The organism is Mycobacterium bohemicum DSM 44277 (assembly GCF_001053185.1).
In the GTDB taxonomy this organism is placed as follows: Bacteria; Actinomycetota; Actinomycetes; order Mycobacteriales; family Mycobacteriaceae; genus Mycobacterium; species Mycobacterium bohemicum.
Map to the genome: position 1 here is coordinate 1496428 of NZ_CSTD01000001.1, position 21008 is coordinate 1517435.

Annotated in this window: 20 protein-coding genes and 1 tRNA gene; 12 read left to right on the forward strand and 9 right to left on the reverse strand. The window is 66.1% G+C overall.

All coding sequences use genetic code 11. The annotated features are described in order from the left end of the window. Positions 1 to 229 precede the first annotated feature (229 nt). Positions 230 to 1723 (reverse strand): DUF2254 domain-containing protein, encoded by a 1494-nt coding sequence (locus BN971_RS06800; RefSeq protein ID WP_245836787.1) that lies wholly within the window; start codon positions 1721 to 1723, stop codon positions 230 to 232. Between the two features lie 98 nt (positions 1724 to 1821). On the opposite strand from BN971_RS06800, the gene BN971_RS06805 reads away from it, so the two are divergent. Next, positions 1822 to 2388 carry a DUF6611 family protein gene (locus BN971_RS06805; protein WP_308203751.1) on the forward strand — a complete coding sequence of 189 codons (567 nt, stop codon included), beginning with the start codon at positions 1822 to 1824 and terminating at the stop codon, positions 2386 to 2388. A 97-nt stretch (positions 2389 to 2485) separates the two neighbouring features. On the opposite strand, the gene BN971_RS06810 is transcribed toward BN971_RS06805, so the two are convergent. Together BN971_RS06810 and BN971_RS06815 are read right to left on the reverse strand one after the other, a co-directional pair. Further along, a complete protein-coding gene (locus BN971_RS06810) occupies positions 2486 to 4015 on the reverse strand; it encodes a sensor histidine kinase (protein WP_085181385.1) in 1530 nt (509 codons plus the stop codon). Next, positions 4012 to 4785 carry a response regulator transcription factor gene (locus tag BN971_RS06815; protein WP_085181475.1) on the reverse strand — a complete coding sequence of 258 codons (774 nt, stop codon included), beginning with the start codon at positions 4783 to 4785 and terminating at the stop codon, positions 4012 to 4014. The genes BN971_RS06810 and BN971_RS06815 overlap by 4 nt, the downstream gene beginning before the upstream one ends. Before the next feature lie 709 nt (positions 4786 to 5494). Between BN971_RS06815 and BN971_RS06820 the strand changes: the two genes are divergently transcribed. Further along, the gene (locus tag BN971_RS06820; protein WP_085181384.1) at positions 5495 to 6802 is read left to right on the forward strand and encodes a PPE family protein; all 1308 of its coding nucleotides are present in this window, start codon (positions 5495 to 5497) and stop codon (positions 6800 to 6802) included. Between the two features lie 160 nt (positions 6803 to 6962). On the opposite strand, the gene BN971_RS06825 is transcribed toward BN971_RS06820, so the two are convergent. From BN971_RS06825 to BN971_RS06840, 4 genes are all read right to left on the reverse strand, one after another. Then, a complete protein-coding gene (locus BN971_RS06825) occupies positions 6963 to 7247 on the reverse strand; it encodes a WXG100 family type VII secretion target (RefSeq protein WP_085181383.1) in 285 nt (94 codons plus the stop codon). A 50-nt stretch (positions 7248 to 7297) separates the two neighbouring features. Beyond that, on the reverse strand, positions 7298 to 7594 hold the full coding sequence (locus BN971_RS06830) for a WXG100 family type VII secretion target (protein WP_068212109.1): 297 nt from the start codon (positions 7592 to 7594) through the stop codon (positions 7298 to 7300). A gap of 133 nt (positions 7595 to 7727) precedes the next feature. After that, the gene (locus BN971_RS06835) at positions 7728 to 8921 is read right to left on the reverse strand and encodes a PPE family protein (protein WP_085180038.1); all 1194 of its coding nucleotides are present in this window, start codon (positions 8919 to 8921) and stop codon (positions 7728 to 7730) included. A gap of 65 nt (positions 8922 to 8986) precedes the next feature. Then, positions 8987 to 9835 (reverse strand): PPE family protein, SVP subgroup, encoded by an 849-nt coding sequence (locus BN971_RS06840; protein WP_085180039.1) that lies wholly within the window; start codon positions 9833 to 9835, stop codon positions 8987 to 8989. 357 nt (positions 9836 to 10192) lie between these two features. On the opposite strand from BN971_RS06840, the gene BN971_RS06845 reads away from it, so the two are divergent. Together BN971_RS06845 and BN971_RS24530 are read left to right on the forward strand one after the other, a co-directional pair. Next, positions 10193 to 10266 (forward strand) — tRNA-Leu (locus BN971_RS06845). Between the two features lie 355 nt (positions 10267 to 10621). After that, a complete protein-coding gene (locus tag BN971_RS24530) occupies positions 10622 to 11047 on the forward strand; it encodes a hypothetical protein (RefSeq protein WP_139027062.1) in 426 nt (141 codons plus the stop codon). Positions 11048 to 11320: 273 nt separating this feature from the next. On the opposite strand, the gene BN971_RS06850 is transcribed toward BN971_RS24530, so the two are convergent. Beyond that, entirely contained in the window at positions 11321 to 12238 is a 918-nt protein-coding gene (locus BN971_RS06850) for a hypothetical protein (RefSeq protein ID WP_090349887.1), read from the reverse strand. A 259-nt stretch (positions 12239 to 12497) separates the two neighbouring features. Continuing rightward, on the reverse strand, positions 12498 to 13607 hold the full coding sequence (locus tag BN971_RS06855; RefSeq protein WP_085180040.1) for a cytochrome P450: 1110 nt from the start codon (positions 13605 to 13607) through the stop codon (positions 12498 to 12500). 511 nt (positions 13608 to 14118) lie between these two features. Here BN971_RS06855 and BN971_RS06860 point away from each other — a divergent pair. From BN971_RS06860 to BN971_RS06895, 8 genes are all read left to right on the forward strand, one after another. Further along, entirely contained in the window at positions 14119 to 14502 is a 384-nt protein-coding gene (locus tag BN971_RS06860) for a DUF4189 domain-containing protein (protein WP_085180041.1), read from the forward strand. Positions 14503 to 14735: 233 nt separating this feature from the next. After that, complete coding sequence (locus tag BN971_RS06865; RefSeq protein WP_085180042.1) at positions 14736 to 15530, forward strand: hypothetical protein; 795 nt, start codon at positions 14736 to 14738, stop codon at positions 15528 to 15530. A 49-nt stretch (positions 15531 to 15579) separates the two neighbouring features. Continuing rightward, positions 15580 to 16335 carry a dienelactone hydrolase family protein gene (locus BN971_RS06870; RefSeq protein ID WP_085180043.1) on the forward strand — a complete coding sequence of 252 codons (756 nt, stop codon included), beginning with the start codon at positions 15580 to 15582 and terminating at the stop codon, positions 16333 to 16335. Positions 16336 to 16344: 9 nt separating this feature from the next. Beyond that, positions 16345 to 16617, forward strand: coding sequence for a DUF6295 family protein (locus BN971_RS06875; protein WP_085180044.1), 273 nt, complete (start codon positions 16345 to 16347; stop codon positions 16615 to 16617). Positions 16618 to 16624: 7 nt separating this feature from the next. Further along, positions 16625 to 17389 (forward strand): DUF427 domain-containing protein, encoded by a 765-nt coding sequence (locus BN971_RS06880; RefSeq protein WP_085180045.1) that lies wholly within the window; start codon positions 16625 to 16627, stop codon positions 17387 to 17389. 144 nt (positions 17390 to 17533) lie between these two features. Further along, positions 17534 to 18943, forward strand: a complete 1410-nt coding sequence (locus BN971_RS06885) for an ammonium transporter (protein ID WP_085180046.1) — start codon at positions 17534 to 17536, stop codon at positions 18941 to 18943. A 15-nt stretch (positions 18944 to 18958) separates the two neighbouring features. Then, complete coding sequence (locus tag BN971_RS06890; protein ID WP_085180047.1) at positions 18959 to 19297, forward strand: P-II family nitrogen regulator; 339 nt, start codon at positions 18959 to 18961, stop codon at positions 19295 to 19297. Positions 19298 to 19839: 542 nt separating this feature from the next. After that, complete coding sequence (locus BN971_RS06895; protein ID WP_169718569.1) at positions 19840 to 20901, forward strand: YncE family protein; 1062 nt, start codon at positions 19840 to 19842, stop codon at positions 20899 to 20901. Positions 20902 to 21008 lie beyond the last annotated feature (107 nt).

The following is a 21008-nucleotide window of genomic DNA, read 5'->3' on the forward strand; positions in this document are numbered from 1 at the left end:
AGGTCGCAACGACGCGAGTCCTCGGAGGCACGGTCAGCTTGACGGTAGGGGCGGCCGGCCCGATAGGGCCTTTGGTTGACATTTTCCTAACGCCGGCGCTGTGCGCCTTTATGGATTCTTTACACCCGCCGCCGAACGGGCCCGACGCCCCCACATCTGGTTTTGTCGCCGCACGGCACACGGCGATCGCGCAGGAATGCCGCCCGGCGGGAAGCCGGGCGGCAGAAAGTTATTCGCCGAGCCGCGCGTGCCGGGCGCATAGCGCGACGTATCGGCGATCGACGTCGGCGCGATCGGAGTCATCGGGAACCGATTCGAGGTTCGCGCGGTGGATCATGGTCGCTTGCTGCATCAGGACGGAAGCCCGTTGCGCGTCCGTCGTTTGTTCCATGATCGTGGTCAACGCGTCGAGCTGACGGATCATCACCGCCGGCATACCGCGGCCGGCCTGGCGGATCTTCTCGAATGCCCGTTGAACCAGACGCTCATAGCTGACTTGATCGGAGATGACGCGGATAACTCCAAGATGGTCGCGATGAACCTGGGTCGGCGTCCACACCGGCGCGATCTTGCACAAACTGTCGCCGAGCCAGTCGATGCAGGTTAGTGCGGTGAAGGTGTCGTTGACTGCGGGTGATAGGGCTCGGATGGCGATCTCGACCAGCTGATCGACGCCGAAGGCGACGTCCTGTGTGAGGGTACGGTGCGGTCCGGTCGCCTGAGCCCGGGCCAGGTAGGTGGCCACCTGCTCGGCCGCGGTGGGGGGCCACACGCTGGCCAGTTCACGGCCTTCGACGAGAAAATGACCGGGGCGGTAGGGCAACCGGATCACCGCGTCAGCCTCGGTGGCTATGCGGATCAGCGTCCGGTGTCGGATGAATTGCAGGTAGCCACTTTTGGGGGTGCGAATGACGCCGCCGGAGGTTTCGATTTTCTCGAGCAGCTCCTCCAGTGAGGGACCTCGCGCGGGCTTTCGCGTCGCAAACCCGGGCTGGTCTTCGCTTTGCACCGCCACGGCTTGAGACAGGTCCTTGGCGATACCGGCGATGACCTGCGGCAGCTGTATCTGGGTGGCTATGTGGTGGATGAAGTAGACGAGTACGGCGAGATCGACGAGCACGAGACCGAAGGTGGCGGTGATCGAGATGTGGGGAACGAACTCCCCCCGGTCGCCGGGCCCGATGGAGACCAGCACCACGACGCAATACACAAACGTTGCGACGAACGTGCCCAGCGTCAGCTGGGTGCCGCGGTCACGGATGAAGTTGCGCAGCATCCGCGGACCAAACTGCGTCGACGCCAGCGTCAATGTCACGATGGTGATGGAGAAGACGATGCCGACGACCGTGATCACCGACGCCGCAATCGAGGTCAGGAGCTGACGCGCCGCGTCGGCGGCGCCGCTGATCACCCATGAGGGAGGCTGAAACTCCCCGTGGTAAGCCGCTCGGTCCAGCCACAGTGTGAGCCCGAAAAGACCCAGCGCACCGAGGATTAAGATCGTCGGCACCAACCACAAATTAGTGCGCAGCTCTTCTCGCTGCCACTCTGGCCACACCAAGGTAAGGCGTGGCATCACATCAGTGTGTCCGCCCGCCGAACGAACGTCGTCGCGTTCACCATCACGGCCGATATTCAACTGAGCTGTCCCGATAAGCGCAAGCGGGTGGCTGACAAGTTCCGGGTGCGACCTGCCCGCACCTGCTGTCAGGGCCGTCGCCAACCCGAAAAGGATCCGTAAAGGTTGGCGGTTCGCGCGTATGAATTCTGTTTTGGCAAGGGTCGGCGCGCAGGGTTCGGGCGTACACCCGAATGATGCGAATGACCCAGCCCCGCCCCGTTGAACCGGGTGTTCGGCAGTCGAGTGTGCAGGCCCCGGCGCGACCGCAGTGGTGGCCGCGGTTGCTCGACGGACCCCACCCGTGGGGATCGTTCGATGCCACCGTCGGCCGATACGGGGTTCGGCACTACGGGTTGATCGTTTATCCCCCGGGAACCACTACCGCAGACCGCAGGCTGGCGCGGATCTGGCGGGGATGGCCGACAGCCGGCGGGGCGCTGGGACTGCTGGCGGTCATTCTTCTCGGCGACACAGCGGCACCGCCCGCCACGGTGCTGGAATATGCCGTGGCTGCCTACGTCGGGATCGGGGCGCTGCTCTTCCTGCGGGGCGGGCCGGTGCGTGTGCACGTCAGGTCTTTGTCGGCCATCCTCTTGCCCGGCAACGCCGATGCCGACGAGCGACGCAAGCACACCGAATGGGCGGTCGTTGTCAGCATGCTGACCCAAGCAGACCGCGCCGTGGCTGATGGTGCGATTTCGTTGGTCGACTACGAGGCGATCTGGTGGGCCGCCTACGACCGCGTGAGTGCGATCACGCGTGTCTGACGCAATCTGACAATTGCGGGGCCCGTCGCCGCCGCGACGGTCTTGTTGACCGTCCACTACTGGAGTCGTCTTCATCGCGCCCGAGCGTCGCCGGTGGCTAACGCGTCTCTGCGGCCGAGTCGTCGACGATCGGCAGCCGCACGCGAAACACCGTTCGGCCGGCGGCGGATTCGGCGCTCACCGAGCCGCGGTGCGCCTTGACGATGGAACTCACGATGGCCAGGCCCAGGCCGATGCCGGAACCGTCGGACCGCGACGTGTCGGCGCGGACGAAGCGCTCGAACAACCGGGGCACGAGATCGGGGTCGATGCCGGGGCCGTCGTCGGTGACGGTCAGTTCCGCGTAGGGCGCCTCGGGACCGCGGCGGTGGCAGACTATCGCGGTGGTGACGGTCACCCCCGGGGGCGTGTGCAGCCGCGCGTTGTTGAGTAGGTTGCTGACCAGCTGATAGAGCCGGGCATGGTCACCCCGCACCCAAACCGGTTGGTCTGAGGCGTCTTTCACCCAGGTATGCGTCGGCGCGGCGACCGCGGCGTCGTTGACCGCGTTGCCGACGAGTTCGGCCAGGTCGACGTCTTCGGTCTGCAGGTCTTCGCCCTCCCCCAGGCGGGACAACAGCAGCAGCTCGTCGACCAGCAGCGCCATGCGCCGTGCCTCCGACTCGATTCGGGCCAGCGCGTACTCGGTGGTCGGCGGCAGCGCCGAGCTGTCCTGCCGCGTCAGTTCCGCGTACCCCTGAATGGCCGCGAGCGGGGTGCGTAGCTCGTGACTGGCATCGGTGATGAATTGGCGCGTGCGCAAGTCGGATTCGGCGCGTTGCGCCAGTGCGCCGTCGACGTTGTCCAGTAGCCGGTTGAGCGTGTGGCCGACGATTCCCACTTCGTTGTCGGGATCGGTGTCGCGCGGCGGCACCCTGACGCCGATCCGGAGGTCGTCGTCGGTGAGGGGCATCGCGGCGACCTCGGCGGCGGTGGAAGCGAGCCGTCGCAGCGGCCGCAGGGTGTACCCGACCACCCACCCGGTCAGCCCGGCGGTGATCGCCAACGCGGCGGCGACGAGCACCGTGGTCGTGATCTGCTTGCGGGCGATGATCCGCTCGGCGACGTTGAGCGACACCCCGACGACCAGCAGGTCAGATCCCTCGGCGCGGCTGTCCACCCGGTAGGAACCCAGGCTGCCGAGCCGCTCGGTACGCGGCGGCCCGTCGCGCCAACCCTGGGTTTCAATGGCGCGGACCACGTCGGGCGGCGCGGCCTTCGGTTCGTCCTCGGAGAACACCGCCGAGCCGACGACGCGGCCGTCGTGCAGCACCGCGATGAGGTTGCCCGGGGTTTGCCCGGTGAACTCCAGCAGCGCCTGCGAGATCGGGGGAGTGCTGCGATCCGCCGACGTGTGTTCACCGTTGCGGTACCGGGCGTACGAATTGCTCAACGCGTCAAGGGATTCCGCGACGTCGGCGTTGCTCATCGCGGTGACGTAGCCGCGCAGGCTCAGCACCGAAACGACCCCGACCGTCACCAGCACCACGCTGACGACGGACAGCACGCCCAGCAGGACCTGGCGGCGCAACGAACGGGGAAGCCACCGTGGACGGTCTTTGGGCGCGGAGCCGAGTTGGTCGGTCATTCCGGGGGCCGCAGCATGTACCCCACCCCTCGCACGGTATGGATCATCGGCTCCCGACCCGAATCGAGCTTCTTCCTCAGGTAGGAGATGTACAGATCGACGATGCTGGTCCGACCGGCGAAGTCGTAATTCCACACCCGGTCGAGGATCTCGCTGCGGGTCAGTGCCCGGCGAGGATTACGCATCAGGAAGCGCAGCAGTTCGAACTCGGTGGAGGAAAGCGAGATCAGCGTGCCGTCGCGCGTCACCTCCCGGCTGGCGGTGTCCAGGCGAAGGTCGCCGACCGTCAACGTCTCGTCGGCCCGGGGAGCCTGTTGGCCGGAGCGGCGCAGCAGGCCGCGCAGCCGAGCGACCAATTCCTCCAGGCTGAACGGCTTGGTCATGTAGTCGTCGGCGCCCGCGGTCAGCCCGGTCACCCGGTCCATGACCGAATCACGTGCGGTGAGGAACAGCGTCGGGGTGTAGCTATCGGATTCGCGGATCCGCTTGAGGATTCGCAAGCCATCCACGTCGGGCAGCATGATGTCCAGCACCAGCACGTCGGGGCCCACCTTCTCGAACTTGGCCAGGGCCTCGCGCCCGTTGTGGGCGATGTCGACCACCCAGCCCTCGTAGTGCAGCGCCATCTTCACCAGGTTGGTCAGCGCCGGCTCGTCGTCGACCAGCAAAACCCGAATCGGCGACCCGTCAGCGCGGTAGATCCGGGGGAGCTGCCCCAAAATCGCCTGACGCGGGCGCTGACCGCCTGCCTGTCCCGACGTTGCGATCATGTTGCCCACCTTCCCAGGCTCACACGAAGTTGTCACGAGACTCATAGGTTTCTCAAATGACGCGCTGTTGCAAGGCTCACACTGAACGTCGCACAAATATGTGTCTTATATGAGTTTCATCAGCCAAGTTGAGAGCGGCTTAGTTACCAAAAATACTGGTATGCATGGTTGTTGGCTTTGAAAGACCGAACCGCTCCGTGGATATGATCTCCAATTAGACTGTGCAACAGAGTATTTGGGTCGCCGTGCAGTGCTTGGCCTCGTTGGGTGCCGTCCGGGGCTCGACAATGCGGCATTGCGGCGAGCTCCGACGGCAACTCGGTGCCCATTAATTACACGTTACGTAGTGTTACGAATACCAATGAGCTGATATGTCTTTCATGGCAAAGGGCCCACATGTCGTCTCGGGGCAGTGGCCTGTTAGGGCGTGTCGATTGCGTGGCATCGGTTTCCCGGGGGGAGCGGATGGTGCCGACCAAAGCGCCCGTTGCGTGCTGCGGGTTACCCGAGCGGACCAGTGGCGGCCGGACGGGCATCGTGCCCCGAGCCGAAACGCTGTGCGCCGACCGCGGGCGCCGGTCCGAAGGGGCGATTCAAGCGCTCGCCAGACTCGCCGCCGCGTCCTCGGCCGGATTGGTACGCCGCGCCGACACTCGCCGATAGCCGCCTCGCGTGGCGGAGCTAGCAAATTCAGACGAAGAAGGGAAACATGGATTTTGGCGCGTTGCCGCCGGAAGTGAACTCGGCGCGGATGTATTCGGGACCTGGGCCGGCGAGCATGCTCGCCGCGGCCGCAGGGTGGGAATCGGTGGCTGCCGAGCTGAACGTGACTGCCGATGGCTATCAGTCGGCGATATCCACTCTGACGGGAGACTGGCAGGGGCCGGCCTCGATGGCAATGGCGGCCGCGGTCGCACCGTACGTGATATGGATCAGGGCCACCGGGGAGCAGTGCGAGCAGACGGCAACCCAGGCCACCGCCGCCGCGGCCGCATACGAAACGGCCTTCGCGATGACGGTGCCGCCGCCGCTGATCGCGATCAACCGGTCTCAGCTCATGGCGTTGGTTGCGACCAACCTGTTCGGACAAAACACGCCGGCGATCATGGCCACCGAGGCCGCCTACAGCGAAATGTGGGCGCAGGACGCCACCGCGATGTACAACTACGCGGCAAGTTCGGCCTCGGCGTCGGCCTTCGGCGCCTTCGCCTCACCGCCGCAGACGACGAATCCGGCCGCCACCCAGGCCGGCACCAATGTCCAATCGACCACGACACAAGCGATGTCCGCTGTCCCACAAGCGCTGCAGAGTCTGGCGACGCCCGGTTCGACGTCCGCGCTGGGTCTTTCGCCGACGGCGGTGGGTGGCAGCGCCGCGTCCCTGGGATCGTCGGGGCTTTCGGCCCCCCTCAGTGCACTGTCGAACTTGACTGGCGCGTCGGGGAAAGCAGCGAGCGCCACCACGGCGGCGGGGCCGCTGTCCGGCTTGACGTCCAGTCTGACGTCTTTGTTCGGCGGAGCCAACGGTGGCCTGGGTCTCGACGTGATCGGCCTGGGCTCCGATCTGGCCGGCCTCGGCGCCGACGGCGCCGGATTGGGCGGCGACGGCGCCGGGCTCGGTTTCGACGGGTATGGCCTGTCGCTGGACTTTGCGGGCGCGGGCTCGATCATCGGAGCCGAGGCAGGGGCCCCGAGCCTGGGCGACGTGGGTGGCCTCGCCCCACTCGGCGGCCTGGGCGAATCCGCTTCCGCCGGCGTCGGGCAGGCTGCCTCCCTCGGCACCCTGTCGGTGCCGCCGAGTTGGGCCGACGCGGTCTCATCTGTCACGCCGTTGCCCGCCATGGAGGCCAATGCCGTGTCGGCGGGATGGGGTGGGACACCGACGCCGTCCGCGCCGAGTACCGCCGGGGTCTCGAAGCTGCCGTTGGGTGCGATGGTCGGCCGGGAATCCGACGGTGCGGTCCAGCGGATCGGCTTCCGCCCCTCGCTGATTCCCAGGTCGCCGGTGGCCGGGTGATCGGGCCGATACGCGCGGGCCTACGCCGCTATGCCCACCTATGCCCACCTATGCCGCTGTGTCATTGAGGGGCAAGGCTTTTCGATGCTTGATGCAGCTCCGGACAAAATGACGGGGCCGCACACCTTTCGGTGTGCGGCCCCGCGCTAGCGAAAGTGCGTCAGGCCCAGCTGGACCCGACGGCGCTGTCGGTGCTGGACATGTTGCTACCGGCGGTCTGCACCTTCTGGCCGTGCTGGTTGGCCTGCTCGTAAATCACCTGGAAGTTGCGACCCAACTGGGTGATGAACTCCTGGCAGGCCACCGAACCGGCGCCGCCCCAGAAGTCACCGGCAGCCAGCACATCACGAACGATGGCCTGGTGCTCCTGCTCCAGCGACGCAGCCTGCGCGCGGATCGTGGCGCCATGGGAGTCCACATCGCCGAACTGGTAATTGATGGTCATTGCGGTGTTCTCCTAACGTCTGAAAGGTTACGCAGCCGCGGCTTGTATTACTAGCTGCCGAGGATCTGCTGCGAAGACTGCTCTTGCTGCTCGTAGTTGTTGGCGTCGCGGATCAACCCGTCACGCACGCCGTGCAGCATGTTCACGATGTTGCGGAAGGCCTGATTCATCTGGCCCATGGTGTCGTACGAGGTCGCCTGAGCCTGGCCGCTCCAGCCGGCACCGGCGATGTTCATCGACGACGCCCACATCTTGCGGGCCTCGTCCTCAACGGTCTGGGCGTGCACTTCGAAACGGCCCGCCATGGCCCGCATCTCGTGCGGGTCGGTCATAAAACGAGTTGCCATGTTGTCTTTCTCCTTTACTTGGAAGTCGTGTAGATGCTCGTGATGCGGCGGTGGCCGCAGGACCGATAGGTTACGGCCTACCGGTTAATTGCTCGCCTCAAATGGGTTGTTTATCCTCCCTTGTTTTCCCGTTTTAGACGACGACCTGCTTGGGCATGACGATCGGCTTGAAGCCGTACCGCGGCCCGGAACCGTATGCGCCGGCACCCTTGGCGGCTGCCCCCATCCCGGGCATGCCGGGCATCGCCGTGACCGGCTCGGCCGTCTCGGCGGCGGCGGTCCAACCCGAACCCTCCAGCGGAGCTGTGGACGAGGCCAGGGTTGCCGGGGCCGCCGCGGACCAGCTGCCCGGCACCGACAGACCGCCGACCGCGGACGCCTCGCCCAGCGCCGCCGACGCACCGGCTCCCGAAACCGAGTTCACCAGCGACCCGCCCGTTCCGATGCTCGCACCGGCGAGTGGCGTAACACTGCTCACTCCAATGGCGGCCGGCGTGGTGGCGGCCAGCGTGTGCCCCAGCGAAATCGCGGTCGGGATGGTGTTGCCGACAAACCACGCCGCCGTGACACCGACCTCTTGGACGCCGTCGAATATCAACGGGGTGCCGAAGAAGCCGTCGAGGTCGGTCAGGAGGGGCCCCAGGCCAACCGCCTGCGCCACGTTCCACAGACCAGTCCCGATGGCATTGCCGCTCAGCAAGCCCTCCAGGTCGCCGATCAGGCCACCGGCCGCCGACGTGGCGGCGCTGTTCGCGGTAGCGGCAGGAACCGCCGCGGCTTGGGTGGCCGCCGCGGCGGGGCTGGCCGTCGGCAGCGCCGAGGTCAGGGGCTGCAGGACGCTCGAGGCGGTAGCGGCGGCCTGGTAGGTCGCCATCGTGATGGCGTCCTGGACCCACATCTCCGCGTATTGGGCCTCGGTGGCCATGATCGCCGGGGTGTTGATGCCCAGGAAGTTGGTCGCGACCAGTGCGGCGAGCTGCGTCCGGTTGGCGGCGATCACCGGCGGCGGCACCGTCGCGGCGAACGCCGCCTCGTAGGCGGCCGCTGATGCCGATGCCTGGGTGGCCGCCTGTTCGGCGGCTGCGGCGGTGGTGCTGAGCCAACCCACGTAGGGTTGGGCAGCGGCGGCCGCCGCTGTCGATCCCACACCCGTCCACTGGTCGGACAGGTTCGCGATGATCGACTCCCATGACGAAGCCGTGGTGCTCAACTCGGCGGCCAAGTTGCTCCAGGCCGACGCGGCGGCCATCAGCGGGCCCGAACCCGAGCCCGTGTACATCATCGCGGAGTTGACTTCGGGGGGAAGAGCCGCAAAATCGAAAGCCATTTGAGTTCCGTTCTCCTCGTTCGAATTTCGCTGGTTGATCGGGTGACCGTGTTGACGCCCGCCGGCTAGACGGCCTTGATCTTCGCCATGACAATGGGCTTGACGCCGTAGCGCGGCGCACCGAAGCCGGCGCTGTTGCGCGCGGCCGCGCCCAGCCCGGGCATTCCCGGCACCACGTTCATCATTCCGGCCTGAGGCGCCGCCGCCGTCCAGCCCACCGTCTGAACTGCGGTGGCCGGGGTCGCCGCCGAGGCGAATTCGCCGGCCCAGCTCGGCGGAACGGACAACTTGCCGACCATGGTGGCCTGACCGATGCCTCCGGCGGCGCCCATCGGCATGCCGACGGCGCCGATGCCGCCAACCCCGGCCGGCGCGACCGTGTCGACGGCGTCCACGGCGCCGACGTCGGCGGCGTCGGCGCCGGCTGCGGGCAGCAGACCACCGCCGGCCACACCCAGGACGTCGGACATGGCCGAGGCCCAGTTGCCGGTCTCGAAGTTGACGAAGTTGGCCGCGTTACCCGACAGGCTGAACGGCCCGGCACTCGAAGCGAAGCTTGTGCTGGGGCCACCGGACAGCGTGCTGAGCAAGCTGATGATGTCCTGGACCGGGCCCGCCGCCGCGCTGCTGGCGTTGGAGGCCTCGGTGGCCGAGTAGGTGCCGGAACTCAAACTCAGGGTGCTGGTGAACTGCTGCTGAATGGCTTGAGCTTCGGCGGCGAGTTGCTGGTACAGGGTGCCGTACGACGAGAAGACTGCCGACTGCAGGACCGATATCGGGTCGGAGGCCGCCGGGGAGACGGCCGTCGTCGCCGTCGCCGCGCCGGCGTTTTGCGCCGCGAGTGACGTCCCGATCCCCTCCAACTGCTGCGCCGCTGAAAGCAGCTCTTGCGGGATTGCTGTCAGAAGTGACATCTGTAGCTCCTCGTGTGTGAGACCTGCCGAATCCGTCCCGCGGATCGACCCCTGTGTGTTGTCGCAACAACCCGTGTGTGCTGGCGTAACGCTAACGATCCACGACTCCACCGTCGCGACCGAAAGGGGTAGCTGGGCGGCCGTTTACGGTTTCTTAACGTCGGTGCTGGCCGTGTTAACACGATTCTTTCGGCGGACATAGCCGTGCAATCTGCCGCCGGTGGCAACGCACATTAACCCGGTGGGTGGGGCGCGGATATTACTCGACGGTCGGCGCGCGTGCGCGTTCGGCGGAACGTCGCCTATCGCGGGGTGCGGCGCCGGGATCACGGCGCCGCGCGCTACATTCGCCGCCGGGCCCCCATAGCCCAATTGGCAGAGGCAGCGGACTTAAAATCCGTCCAGTGTCGGTTCGAGCCCGACTGGGGGCACCCGGGTTCCGGCAGCTGGATGCCGGCCGCAGAAGCCGCAGCAATGGAAGAGGCGGCTCAGGGCGGAAGGCCCGCGTTCGTCTGAGTTCGGCCGGCGACGTTCTCTGACGGCAACGATTGGCCCGCGTGGCGTCGATTCGGTCCATTGTCGCGTCTCGGCGGCCGGCCGACCGATGGCAGGACTTCATCTACGCCGCTGTCGATTTGGACGTACGGCGGCCCCCGCGGTATGGAAACCCGGCCGGGCGTCGCTCGTCGCCGACGGAAACTTTTCCAAATCGCGACAAGCCTGAACGTGTGGTACACCATCAACAGCGCCTGACGCAATGATTAGCTCAACGGAAGGAACGAGAGCATGGCTATCGCACGGGGCTTCGCCGCAACCGCTGTGTTCGCCGGTCTGGCTGTTTGCACAGCTGATGCGGCGTGGGCTGACACACCGTCTATGAACGGCACTTACACCGAGACCTCGACCTCGCCGAGTGGCCTATCCGTCACCAACGATTGGACCGTCAGTCCCTGCGGTAATGGATGCGCCTACGTCAAAGCTGGGGCGGGCGGCGGGATGGCGTATTTCCGCGACGGTCAATGGGTACTTGACACGATGAATAATTTGACTTGTGCGGACGGTACCTTCAACCAGTACGCCACGAACGCCCACATGACGTGGGATCCGGATAGCCTCGACGGCACGTCTCAAATCACCTACATCGTCGGGGCCTGCGGCAAACCGCCGGGCTACACGCAAACCAACCACATATCACTCAAGGCATCGTCCTGACGGTATCCTCAAACCGCATTGGGTGGCGTTATCTCGCGCCGCCCAATCGGTGACCCATCGCGCGCGCCTTATCTGATCCCGATTTTCCCCGCGCCACACGTCCGGTGATTTCTGACAGCCGCAGTGCGAACGCCAACGGATGCCGTTAGCCGCGGCTCAGGCAGGCGGTCACATCGGAATTTCACCGTCCCCGCCGGCGGGAAGTTTTTTCCTGCCCTTGCTACACGTTTACGTTCGCCGTGAGCCGGTGCATGATTTTCCCGACGACCATATTCATTGGTACCGCACCGACCAGGAGGCCACCGTCGCAGCAATTCCGGCTGGATAGCTCTGCGCCCGAGTGGCCCGGCTGTCTGCATTGATCGATTGCGCTTCGAGCAAAGCGAGGGCGCACTCAGTCATGCTGACAGCGGAGGCGAATCCTATTACCGTCAGTCGTAGTAAGTCCGTTTCTCTCTGCATGTATTCGCGAACCCATCTGAGTCCGTGAGCGAAGCTGGAACCCACGGAGCAGAAGCTCCTCGCCAGGAGAGACATGCCCAGGGACTCGAGTTCACCAAAGGGATCAGCCGGGGGATTCGCGTCAATCCATGCCGCCGCTTGGAGCAGATAACCGGTGGAGTCTGGCGGCCGTTCCCGCGCCGATTCGGGCAACGACGCGATCGCTTCCAGACGCTCGTTGAACTTCTGTCGACGCTGTTGAAACCGTTGGTATTCAGCATGTCTCGCTTCATCGATCCGAATCGCAAAAGTTGCTTCCTCGATGTCGATATCGCGAGATTGAGCCTCGCTCTCACGCTCGATCGAGCCAAGGCACCTGGCCCGTCGTACCGCACGGTCGGTGTCGCTGAGAAGCCATATCGTCTTGGCTGATGCCTCGACTGCCGAGCGGCACAGCGTCGCCACCGACGCGGTTCTGAGCTTTCGCTCCTGAGTCAGTGCGGCCGAAAATACCTGCCCGGCAGCCACAACGTTCTCGGTGGCGTTCATCGCGGGAAATCGCGCGGTCGAGCTTACGAGGCCCGGGCCAAGGTCGGGCATGAAGTCCTGATCATCAAGCGCAAGACTGCTGCCGGCATCCACCGGATGGCGTGTGGGTTCCCATTCGCCCAATTGCATGCCACGCAGCGCCCGCTGTGAAATGCGCGCAATGAGTTGCGCCTGCAGAATTCCAGCGACGGCGTCTGTCATCTACCGCACGGTACTCGAGGCACGCCGATGATCGCTGGAGCGAGCACCGGCCACGCGCTGGCCGGCGGTCGGCTGGGCCCCTGAAGGACGGCTGACGTTGTACGCGCATGGTCGCGTGCTCCACGCGCGACCCGGGACAGCAAGTGCGGCGGCTTACGCGTCAAATCTCTTGTGCAACAGTCGAGAGAATCACGCCACCGGCGAACGTAAGGCTATGGCAGACGCGGCGAGCGGCCGAAGGTGGCCCGCGCCGGCGCGCTCAACGGGCCTCCCAGCGCAGCATCAGGGTGTCCAGGTGCGTCACGCCGACCGGTTTGTGCACAATCGCCGGGGCGGAGCCCGCCGCTAGTTCGAATTGCGGGATGGAGCTCAACCACTCACTCACGAACTCGGCCATTTCAAGACGGGCCAGAGAGAGGCCCAAGCATCTGTGCATCCCGCTGCCGAATGCCCAGTGGCGCTGCCGTCGGATCCTTCCGTCGCCGGCCGTCGAAATCTCGTCGCCGCCGTTCTCTCTGCCCGCGGCTTCCAAAGCCAGCCACACCGCACTGCCCGCGGGTATTGTGACGCCGCCGATCGTGACGTCCCGCGTCGTGACGCGCGGAATGGCCGGCCCTGGCGTCTCCAGTCGCAAGATTTCCTCGAGGAACGCCGGAATCTGTGCCGGGTCTTCGCGCAGCCGGGCCTGCAGCTGTGTATCGCGCGCGAGACGTAGAAGTGTGAAAGAAATTGCCGCGGAAACCATCTCGATGCCGGCAACGGAGAACAACAAGAGGATGACTGCGGTCACTTCGAACCTGCTGAGCGACAAGTCGTGATCGCCTTCGAGTCCCTCCAGCAGGGGCCAGAGAACGCCGGGCGGGCGCTGCGGATCTGCCATAGCGGCTCCCAGCTGGGAATTCAGCCACTTGAGCAGAGCAAGTTCGGCCGCCCCGGTGGAGTCGCCGATTACTGCGGCCTGGATAAGCCGAGCCGGCCGTTTGCCCGGCATCCCACACACCGTGCACATCGCTTGACAGGCGTAGTTGTCGGCGAGTCTCGTTGCGTCACACTGCCCTTTGGCGGCGATCGGATCGATCAGCGCGGCGGCCTGGGCGCGTAAGGCCGGAGCGTAGGGCGCCAGGGCTTTGGGGCTGAAGAGCGGATGCAAGACGCGGGCGAAACGGGCATGCTCTTCTGGCGTCCCGCAAGAAAGGGGCACCTGCGGAAGGGGTACCCCGCCCCAGGCGAGCTTGAAGGTTTTCGGCGGCGACACAAACGTGTCCGGGTCGAGCAAAGCTGCGCGCACATCGTCCCGCCTGGTGAGAAAGTAACCGCGAAGCGCCGGCTCGCCCGTGTCGACTTTCACCACCGGGCCCAGCTCGCGCATGTGACGCCAATACGCCGCGCGATCCGCTGTAAAAGACGGACTCTCTTTGAAGTGTAACGGCGGCGAAGTCACGCTACTCCAATCCGGTCACGGTGGTTTGGCTTGGCAGGCGGGTGGTGCACTCAGGAACGCCAGGAGCGTATCGGCTCCCCATTCTCCGGACTTCAAGTTGTCCGGACGTCAAGTTGTCCGGCCTTCGAGGGAAGCCGTCGGGTAAGCGTCAGCCCGGGAGCGGAGGCACGTTGTGAGGCGGCGTACGCGCCGCCGGCGGATTGAGTCGATAGTAGCGCCCGCCGGACCGCCCCATCCGCAACGACCTGGACGATGCGTGGGGCTCCCGTCGGCTGCCGGGGTGCGAGCGCCGTCTCGCGTTGCTGACTGCGCTGATTACTGCGTAAAATCTTCCCGCTGGGAGAGCTTGCCTATATGGCGACGCGCTGGCGCTCGGCGCCGGCTGAGCGAGAGGCCCCGGTCGACGGCGCAGCGCACGGGAAACAGGGTTGGGAAGCCTATGACGAAACGAGCAGCAGTAGCGGCATCGCTAGCGATCTGCGTGGCATTCGCGGCGGCGCCGCTCGCGCGTGCCGACGGCAACTGGATTGCGATGGCGATATCGGATTCGACTGGGCACATAAACATCATTGATGGAGCATCTACCCAATCGAAGGCCGAGCAGGAGGCAACCTCGGCGTGTCACCTCAGCGACTGTCGTGTTCTGGCGAGCGGCGGGCCGGGTGGTTGCATCGCGATGGTGATGAACGCTGCGAAGACACATTACTTCGGACGCTGGGGCCCGACAATCGATGACGCGGAGGCAGCGGCACTGGCAGCAGCCGGCGGGGGAACGGTGCTGAAAGACCACGGCCACTGCGCTGGAGACCCTTTAAGTCAATGACGGTCAGGGCCGCTCCGGCTCGGCCTGTTGTCCCACACGGCCCAGCGGCCCGGGTGATCCACCGTTGTGCGCCGTTGTCCGTGGGCCACGAAATACCGGGCACGAACAGCATTCACCCGCCCGGGTGGTGTGCGAGCCCGCTGACATTATCGGATGCTGTACGGCCGGCGCTCGCCAAGCTAAAGCCTGCCGCCGACACCGCGACGAAGCGCCACTCAATACACTGACCGATCGTGGGCATGTTGGCCGGCCTTGCGCCGTGGATGATTTATTGGGTCCTTGTCGGTAACGTCCCCTTCGGCGCCGCCGTGTTGGTCGCGTTCGCGCTGACCCTCGTGATGGTGACGGCCACAGCGGCGCAGGGATGCGCCCCGCGCGCGCTGGGGCTGGAACTCGAGACCGGCTCTCTGGCAATGTTTTCCGTGCTGACGGTGCTGACCTTCACCCTCACGCAGACGTTGCTGCAGCGCTGGATACTGCCGGTTAGTTTCGCGGGGCTATTGCTGGTGACACTCGGCGGCGCGCTGATCGGTAGGCCGTTCGTGCGCAGGTTCGCGGCCGCCGAGCAACCCCCGGACGTGGTCAAGACCGAGCTGTTCGGGCGGTACGTCAGCGTGCAGACGTGGATATGGGTTGCGACGTTCGCCGGCATGACGGTGTCGTCCGCGATTCCGCCGATCGTAGGCGGCGACCCGAGCCTCCTGGACACCAGGACGCCGCTGTCCTTCGTCTGCTACTGGGTGATTCCGTTCTCGATGTTGGGGGCGGCGGCGCTGGTTTCGCGGTACCTGCCCGACCGGATGCTTGCAGGAATCGACGACCTTGTGCGGGAAACCTCCTTCGTCGCGTACGACGAGGCCAGCATCGACGAGCTGTACTACCTGGCCCAGGAACACGCCAACCGCGAAGTCGGTCCCGGCAAGGAGGCCTACAACGTCAAGGTCGGGGGCATGGGGACCCCGCTGACCGGCGACGAATCCCGCAAGTCCTGGCCCTCCACCTACAAGGTCCGCGACAAGCGGCACTGACGGATACGTTGGTTTCCGCGTCCCCCGCGGCCGAACGAGGAGCATCGCGATGAACGCAGTCAGCCCGGACGCCATCAGAGCCGAGACGATCAGCATCACCGGCCACGGCGGCGACGAGATCGAGGCCTATCGGGCCATGCCGCTTGCCGAGGGATCGCGCGGCGGAATCGTCTGGATCCACCACATGCCCGGATACGACCGGGCGACCAAGGAATTCGTCCGGCGCCTCGCCGTCAACGGCTATCACGCCGTGGCCCCGAACCTGTATTCCCGCGAGGCCCCGGGCGCTTCCCCGGATGATGCTGCCGCCGCGGCCCGGGCTGCCGGCGGGGTTCCCGACGACCGCCTGGTCGGTGACGTCGCGGGTGCGGTCGAGCATCTGCGTTCACTGCCGGGCGCCAACGGCAGGTTCGGTGTCATCGGCCACTGTTCCGGCGGACGGCACGCCTACCTGGCGGCGTGCTCGCTCCCGTTCGACGCCGCGGTGGACTGCTACGGCGCGTTCATCGTCGAGGATCCGCCCGAGGGCATGCCCAAGGCCTTCAAACCGATTCTCGACCTGGCGCCCAACCTGAGCTGTCCGCTGCTGGGCCTGTTCGGGCTCGAGGACCAGTTCCCCTCACCCGACGCCGTGGCCGCGCTGGACGCCGAACTGAACAGGCTGGGCAAGCAGCATGAGTTCCACTCCTACGAGGGCGCCGGTCACGCATTCTTCGCCGTCGACCGCCCCGCCTACCGCGTGGAGGCGGCGCTGGACGGCTGGCGCCACATCGACGAGTTCTTCGCCACCCACCTGAAAGGCTAGGTCCCGGCCATGTGCACCTATCTCACGGAACGAGTCGAGATCGACGGCAGCGGCAAGGGCGCGACGGGGTGGTTCAGCGCCAACTTGGCGACGGTCTACGTCGACCATCCCGTCCACGCGCCGTACGGCCACACGGTCAACATCGACGTGATCAATCCGCGGCTGGGACCGTCGGCGCGGGTCGCCCTCGAGCTCACCGAGGAGAGTGCCCTGGCGTTGGCCGATGCCATCCGCGCCGCGATCGACCGTGCGCCGGCCGGGCTCGCCTCGAGGGACCAGTAGGCGACCGATGGCACCCGACCCGGACTACCCCCGGATGGCCGCCGAGCGCGGCCGGATCGAACCCGCGCCACGGCGCGTCCGCGGCTACCTCGGGGACGCGCTCGTGTTCGACACCGTCGCGGCCCGTTACGTGTGGGAGGTGCCCTACTATCCGCAGTACTACATCCCCCTGGCCGACGTCAGGGACGAGTTCCTTCGCGACGAAAACCATTCCCAGCACGTGCAATTCGGCGCTTCGCGGCTGTACTCCCTGGTGGGCGGGCGTGCGACCCATCCCTCCGCCGCGCGCGTGTTCGACGGCGCCGGCCCGCTGAGCGGCACCGTGCGGTTCGACTGGGAGCCGTTGCGGTGGTTCGAGGAGGACGAGCAGATCTACGGCCACCCGCGGAACCCGTATTCGCGGGTCGACGCCCTGCGCTCGCACCGCCACATCCGGATCGAGCTCGACGGGATCGTGTTGGCCGACACCGCAACTCCGGTGCTCCTCTTCGAAACAGGTCTGCCCACAAGGTATTACATCGACCCGACCGATGTCGCCTTCGAACACCTGGAACCCAGTGCCACCCAGACCCTGTGCCCGTACAAGGGGGTGACGTCGGGCTACTGGTCGGTGCGCGCCGGCGACACCCTGCATGCCGACCTGGCGTGGACCTACCACTACCCGCTTCCGGCGGTCGGCCAGATAGCCGGTCTCGTCGCGTTCTACAACGAGAAGCTCGATATCGTCGTCGACGGGATCGCTTTGCCGCGGCCTAAGACCCAGTTCAGCTAGCCGCACGGCGATTTAGAAATCAATTCTTAAACTCGGGCACACACAGTCGAAACATTGCCATTCGACGCTTCACCCGTCTACAACATCACTTCGCACCGCGGCTGATTTATTGCCCGCCGGCTCGAATTGGGGTGTGCCTGAACCATGTTGCCTTATCCCGATTGGCTGAATCCCGGAGACAACGCCTGGCAGTTGGTGGCGGCGACTTTGGTCGGCCTGATGAGCATTCCAGGCATCGCCGTTCTGTACGGCGGAATCGTGCAGAAGAAGTGGGCCGTCAACACCATGCTGATGGCCTTCACCGGGTTCTCCCTGGTGCTGGTCGTATGGGTGCTGTGGGGCTTCAAGATGGGCTTCGGCGAGCCGCTGAAGCTCGGCCCCGGCATTCTGCAGTCGGCGGTCGGGAAACCCAGGACGATTCTGAGCAGCAACAACCAGCAAATCGCCTACATCCCGCTGCTGGACGGCACCATGCCGTCGTTCCGCTTCTCCGAGACCACCCTGGCGTACTTCCAGTTCGTGTTCGCCGCTATCACCCCGCTGCTTTTCCTGGGCAGCGTCATCGGCCGGATTAGCTTCAAGGTCTGGCTGATCTTCGTGCCGCTGTGGTCCACCTTCGCCTATTCGGTCAATGCGTTCCTGCTGTGGGGCGGCGGCTGGTGGTCACACGCCGGGGCCCTGGATTACAGCGGTGGATACGTGATCCACCTCGCCGCCGGAACGTCCGGATTCGTCGCGGCCGCGGTGATCGGTCCGCGGCTGGCGCGCGACCGGGAACGCGCCGTGCCGAACAACCTTCCTCTGGCCGCGGTCGGCGCGGGCGTACTGTGGCTGGGCTGGAACGGGTTCAACGGCGGTGACCCGTACTTCTCCGGTGCTGACGCGTCGCTGGCGGTGATCAACACCAACCTCACCACCGCCGTCGCGTTGCTCACCTGGGTGCTGTGGGACATCTTCGCGAGCAAGCAGCGCAAGCCCACGTTCCTCGGCGCCGTCAACGGCATGATCACCGGCCTGGTCGCGATCACGCCGGCCGCCGGGTTCGTCAACAGCTTCGGCGCGATGATCATCGGGGTTGTCGCCTCGACCCTCGTCTGGATGTCCTGGAACTGGCTCGGTAAGACCAGGCCGTTCAAGAAGGTCGACGACACCCTCGGTGTGTTCCACACCCACGGCGTGGCTGGGTTGGCGGGCGGGTTGCTCGTCGGAGTGCTCGCCGACCCGCACATCGTCGAATACCTCGGCGGCAGCACGGGACAGGACGTGACGTTTGCCGGTTGGCTCTACGGCCACCATCCCAAGCAGATACTGATTCAGGCCGGCGCCGCGGCCACAGTCATCGTCTGGGATGCCGTGGTGACGTTCGTCATTTTGCGTGTCCTTGGCCTGTTCATGAAGTTGCGGTTGCCCGACGAGGTGCTCGAAACCGGCGACCTCGGTGTGCACGATGAAGAGGCTTACCCCGACGAAACGCTAGTCACGGGCCGGCGGGTCGATGCGTCGGCGCCGACGCGGACCGTGGTCGCCAAGTCCGCTGAGCCCGTGGATGATTGAGATTGCGAAAAGGCCATGAAGCTGGTCACCGCGATCCTCCAGCCGTTCACCCTCGACGATGTCAGGCACGCCGTGGAGTCCGTCGGGGTGCTGGGTATGACCGTCACGGAAGTCCGGGGATTCGGCAGGCAGCGCGGGCACACCGAGGTCTACCGCGGCGCCGAGTACCGGATCGAGTTCGTCCCGAAGGTCCGTATCGAGGTACTCGTAGCCGAGGAGTTCACCGAGCGAATCGTGGGGGCCATCGTCAGCGCCGCCCACACCGGCAAGATCGGCGACGGCAAAGTCTGGGTATCGCTGGTCGACAGAGTGATTCGCATCCGCACCGGGGAGCACGACCAGAACGCGCTGTGAGGGTCTGTCTCCCGCGCCACGGCCAACTTCCCTGAATATCCCCGTTCGGCGGCGCGCGCCGCGACCTTCAACCTGGCCAACATCTCTTCCCGACCTGGTGTTCGGGTGAAGCGTGTCGACGACAACCCGGGTGACACAGCCCGCCACGCGGGGTCCGCTCGTGTGATATTTGCCTCTCCCGGGCGGCGATACTGAGAATTCTTTGCAGACCGCGGCGGACGGGAACTTTCTCGCCGCCGTCGCTGTCACCGCTGAACCTCCGGCGAGACGAGGTTTCCGTATTAGCTGAGGCAATACCCCGCCGCGCTTCACAAGCATTTCCTTAAGAGAAAAATAAGGCGAACAACCGTGCGGCGCCGGCAGTAACGACTTTCCGGCATTTCCGCGTGACCGCGGTCGCTAGACTCGACCGACAGGGCCACTTCACAGGGCGCCATTCGGCGCGAAATCCCATTTGATCCGGGCGGCGTCGGGCGACGCAGGTCGCACGACGGCAGCGATGCCTGCCCCGCCCGTGCATGAAGAACAAGGCGGTGCCAAACGTGAGCAAGCTGAATGGCCGGAATACCACCCGGAACGATGGACAGGGCCGCCACCGTGCGCCCGGAGTCCGGATTGCGGTCGACGAGGGCCCGATCAGCGACCTCCTCGGGAGCCCCGACGGCGGCCTGCTCCTGGCGGCCAACTACGGCCGCGACAGCGTGTCGGTGATCGACACCGACACGTGGCGGGTGACGGGCACGGTGGCCGGCCTCGGTGAGCCCTTCTCGATCGCGATGGACGGTCTCGGCGACCGGGCATACGTCAGCATCGTGTCACCGGCGTGCGACGCGATCGCCGTCATCGACCCGCACGCAAACTCCGTCGTCGCGACCCACCCGCTGGAGCACCACGTCACCGGACTGGCGGCGAGCCTCGACGGCAGCCGGGTCTACGCGACCCGAAACGGCCGCGACCGCGCCGACCTGGCCGTGCTGGAGACCGCGACGGGACGCGTCGCGGCGGTCGGGCTGCCGACGGCGCCGCACGCCACCGCCGAATGCGTGCGCATCGGCCCCGACGGCGCCCGGCTCTACCTGGCGGCCAACGGGCCCGACGGCGGTCAGCTGCTCATCATGCGGGCGACCGACGCACCGCGGCCGGTTGCGACGGTCGGTATCGGAATGCCGATCCGCGACGTGGCGTTGAGCCCCGACGGCGCCCTGGCATACGTGGCCAGCTGCGCCCCCGATGAGGGCGCCGTGGTCGACGCGGTCGACACGCGGACCCACAGGATCACCGGCACGCGCAAGGTCGGTGACGTCCGCGGCATGCTGACCGGGCTGACCGTCAGCGCCGACGGTGCTCGCATCTACCTGATCGGCGACACCGGTATCACGGTGCTGGCCGCCCCCACTCTCGACGTCGTCGGCGCCGTGGCGGTGACGGACCACCCGTCGTGCGTGATCGAAAGCCCCGACGCCACATGGCTCTACGTCGCGGACCAGTGCGGGGCGGTCACCGTCGCGCCGGTGCGGTCCTCCGCGTGGCAGGGCGCCCCAGACGCCGCGACCGAGGGCCTCCCGGCGCACGATGCGGTCTGGCGCGAACCGGCGCTCGTGTAGCCGGCGGATTGGGGCCTGCCCAATGGCGGGAACTGTTTCGAAGTAGCCGCGCGCGGCGATAGCATTCGCCCGGCGGGACGCCTTGCCGCGCCCGGGACTTTGGAGGC

Bases quoted from the DNA above. Each gene is read 5' to 3' on its own strand.
- BN971_RS06805 (WP_308203751.1), top strand. From the start codon at position 1,822: ATGACCCAGCCCCGCCCCGTTGAACCGGGTGTTCGGCAGTCGAGTGTG.
- BN971_RS06810 (WP_085181385.1), bottom strand. From the start codon at position 4,015: ATGACCGACCAACTCGGCTCCGCGCCCAAAGACCGTCCACGGTGGCTT.
- BN971_RS06815 (WP_085181475.1), bottom strand. From the start codon at position 4,785: ATGATCGCAACGTCGGGACAGGCAGGCGGTCAGCGCCCGCGTCAGGCG.
- BN971_RS06820 (WP_085181384.1), top strand. From the start codon at position 5,495: ATGGATTTTGGCGCGTTGCCGCCGGAAGTGAACTCGGCGCGGATGTAT.
- BN971_RS06825 (WP_085181383.1), bottom strand. From the start codon at position 7,247: ATGACCATCAATTACCAGTTCGGCGATGTGGACTCCCATGGCGCCACG.
- BN971_RS06830 (WP_068212109.1), bottom strand. From the start codon at position 7,594: ATGGCAACTCGTTTTATGACCGACCCGCACGAGATGCGGGCCATGGCG.
- BN971_RS06835 (WP_085180038.1), bottom strand. From the start codon at position 8,921: ATGGCTTTCGATTTTGCGGCTCTTCCCCCCGAAGTCAACTCCGCGATG.
- BN971_RS06840 (WP_085180039.1), bottom strand. From the start codon at position 9,835: ATGTCACTTCTGACAGCAATCCCGCAAGAGCTGCTTTCAGCGGCGCAG.
- BN971_RS24530 (WP_139027062.1), top strand. From the start codon at position 10,622: ATGGCTATCGCACGGGGCTTCGCCGCAACCGCTGTGTTCGCCGGTCTG.
- BN971_RS06850 (WP_090349887.1), bottom strand. From the start codon at position 12,238: ATGACAGACGCCGTCGCTGGAATTCTGCAGGCGCAACTCATTGCGCGC.
- BN971_RS06855 (WP_085180040.1), bottom strand. From the start codon at position 13,607: ATGCGCGAGCTGGGCCCGGTGGTGAAAGTCGACACGGGCGAGCCGGCG.
- BN971_RS06860 (WP_085180041.1), top strand. From the start codon at position 14,119: ATGACGAAACGAGCAGCAGTAGCGGCATCGCTAGCGATCTGCGTGGCA.
- BN971_RS06870 (WP_085180043.1), top strand. From the start codon at position 15,580: ATGAACGCAGTCAGCCCGGACGCCATCAGAGCCGAGACGATCAGCATC.
- BN971_RS06875 (WP_085180044.1), top strand. From the start codon at position 16,345: ATGTGCACCTATCTCACGGAACGAGTCGAGATCGACGGCAGCGGCAAG.
- BN971_RS06880 (WP_085180045.1), top strand. From the start codon at position 16,625: ATGGCACCCGACCCGGACTACCCCCGGATGGCCGCCGAGCGCGGCCGG.
- BN971_RS06885 (WP_085180046.1), top strand. From the start codon at position 17,534: ATGTTGCCTTATCCCGATTGGCTGAATCCCGGAGACAACGCCTGGCAG.
- BN971_RS06890 (WP_085180047.1), top strand. From the start codon at position 18,959: ATGAAGCTGGTCACCGCGATCCTCCAGCCGTTCACCCTCGACGATGTC.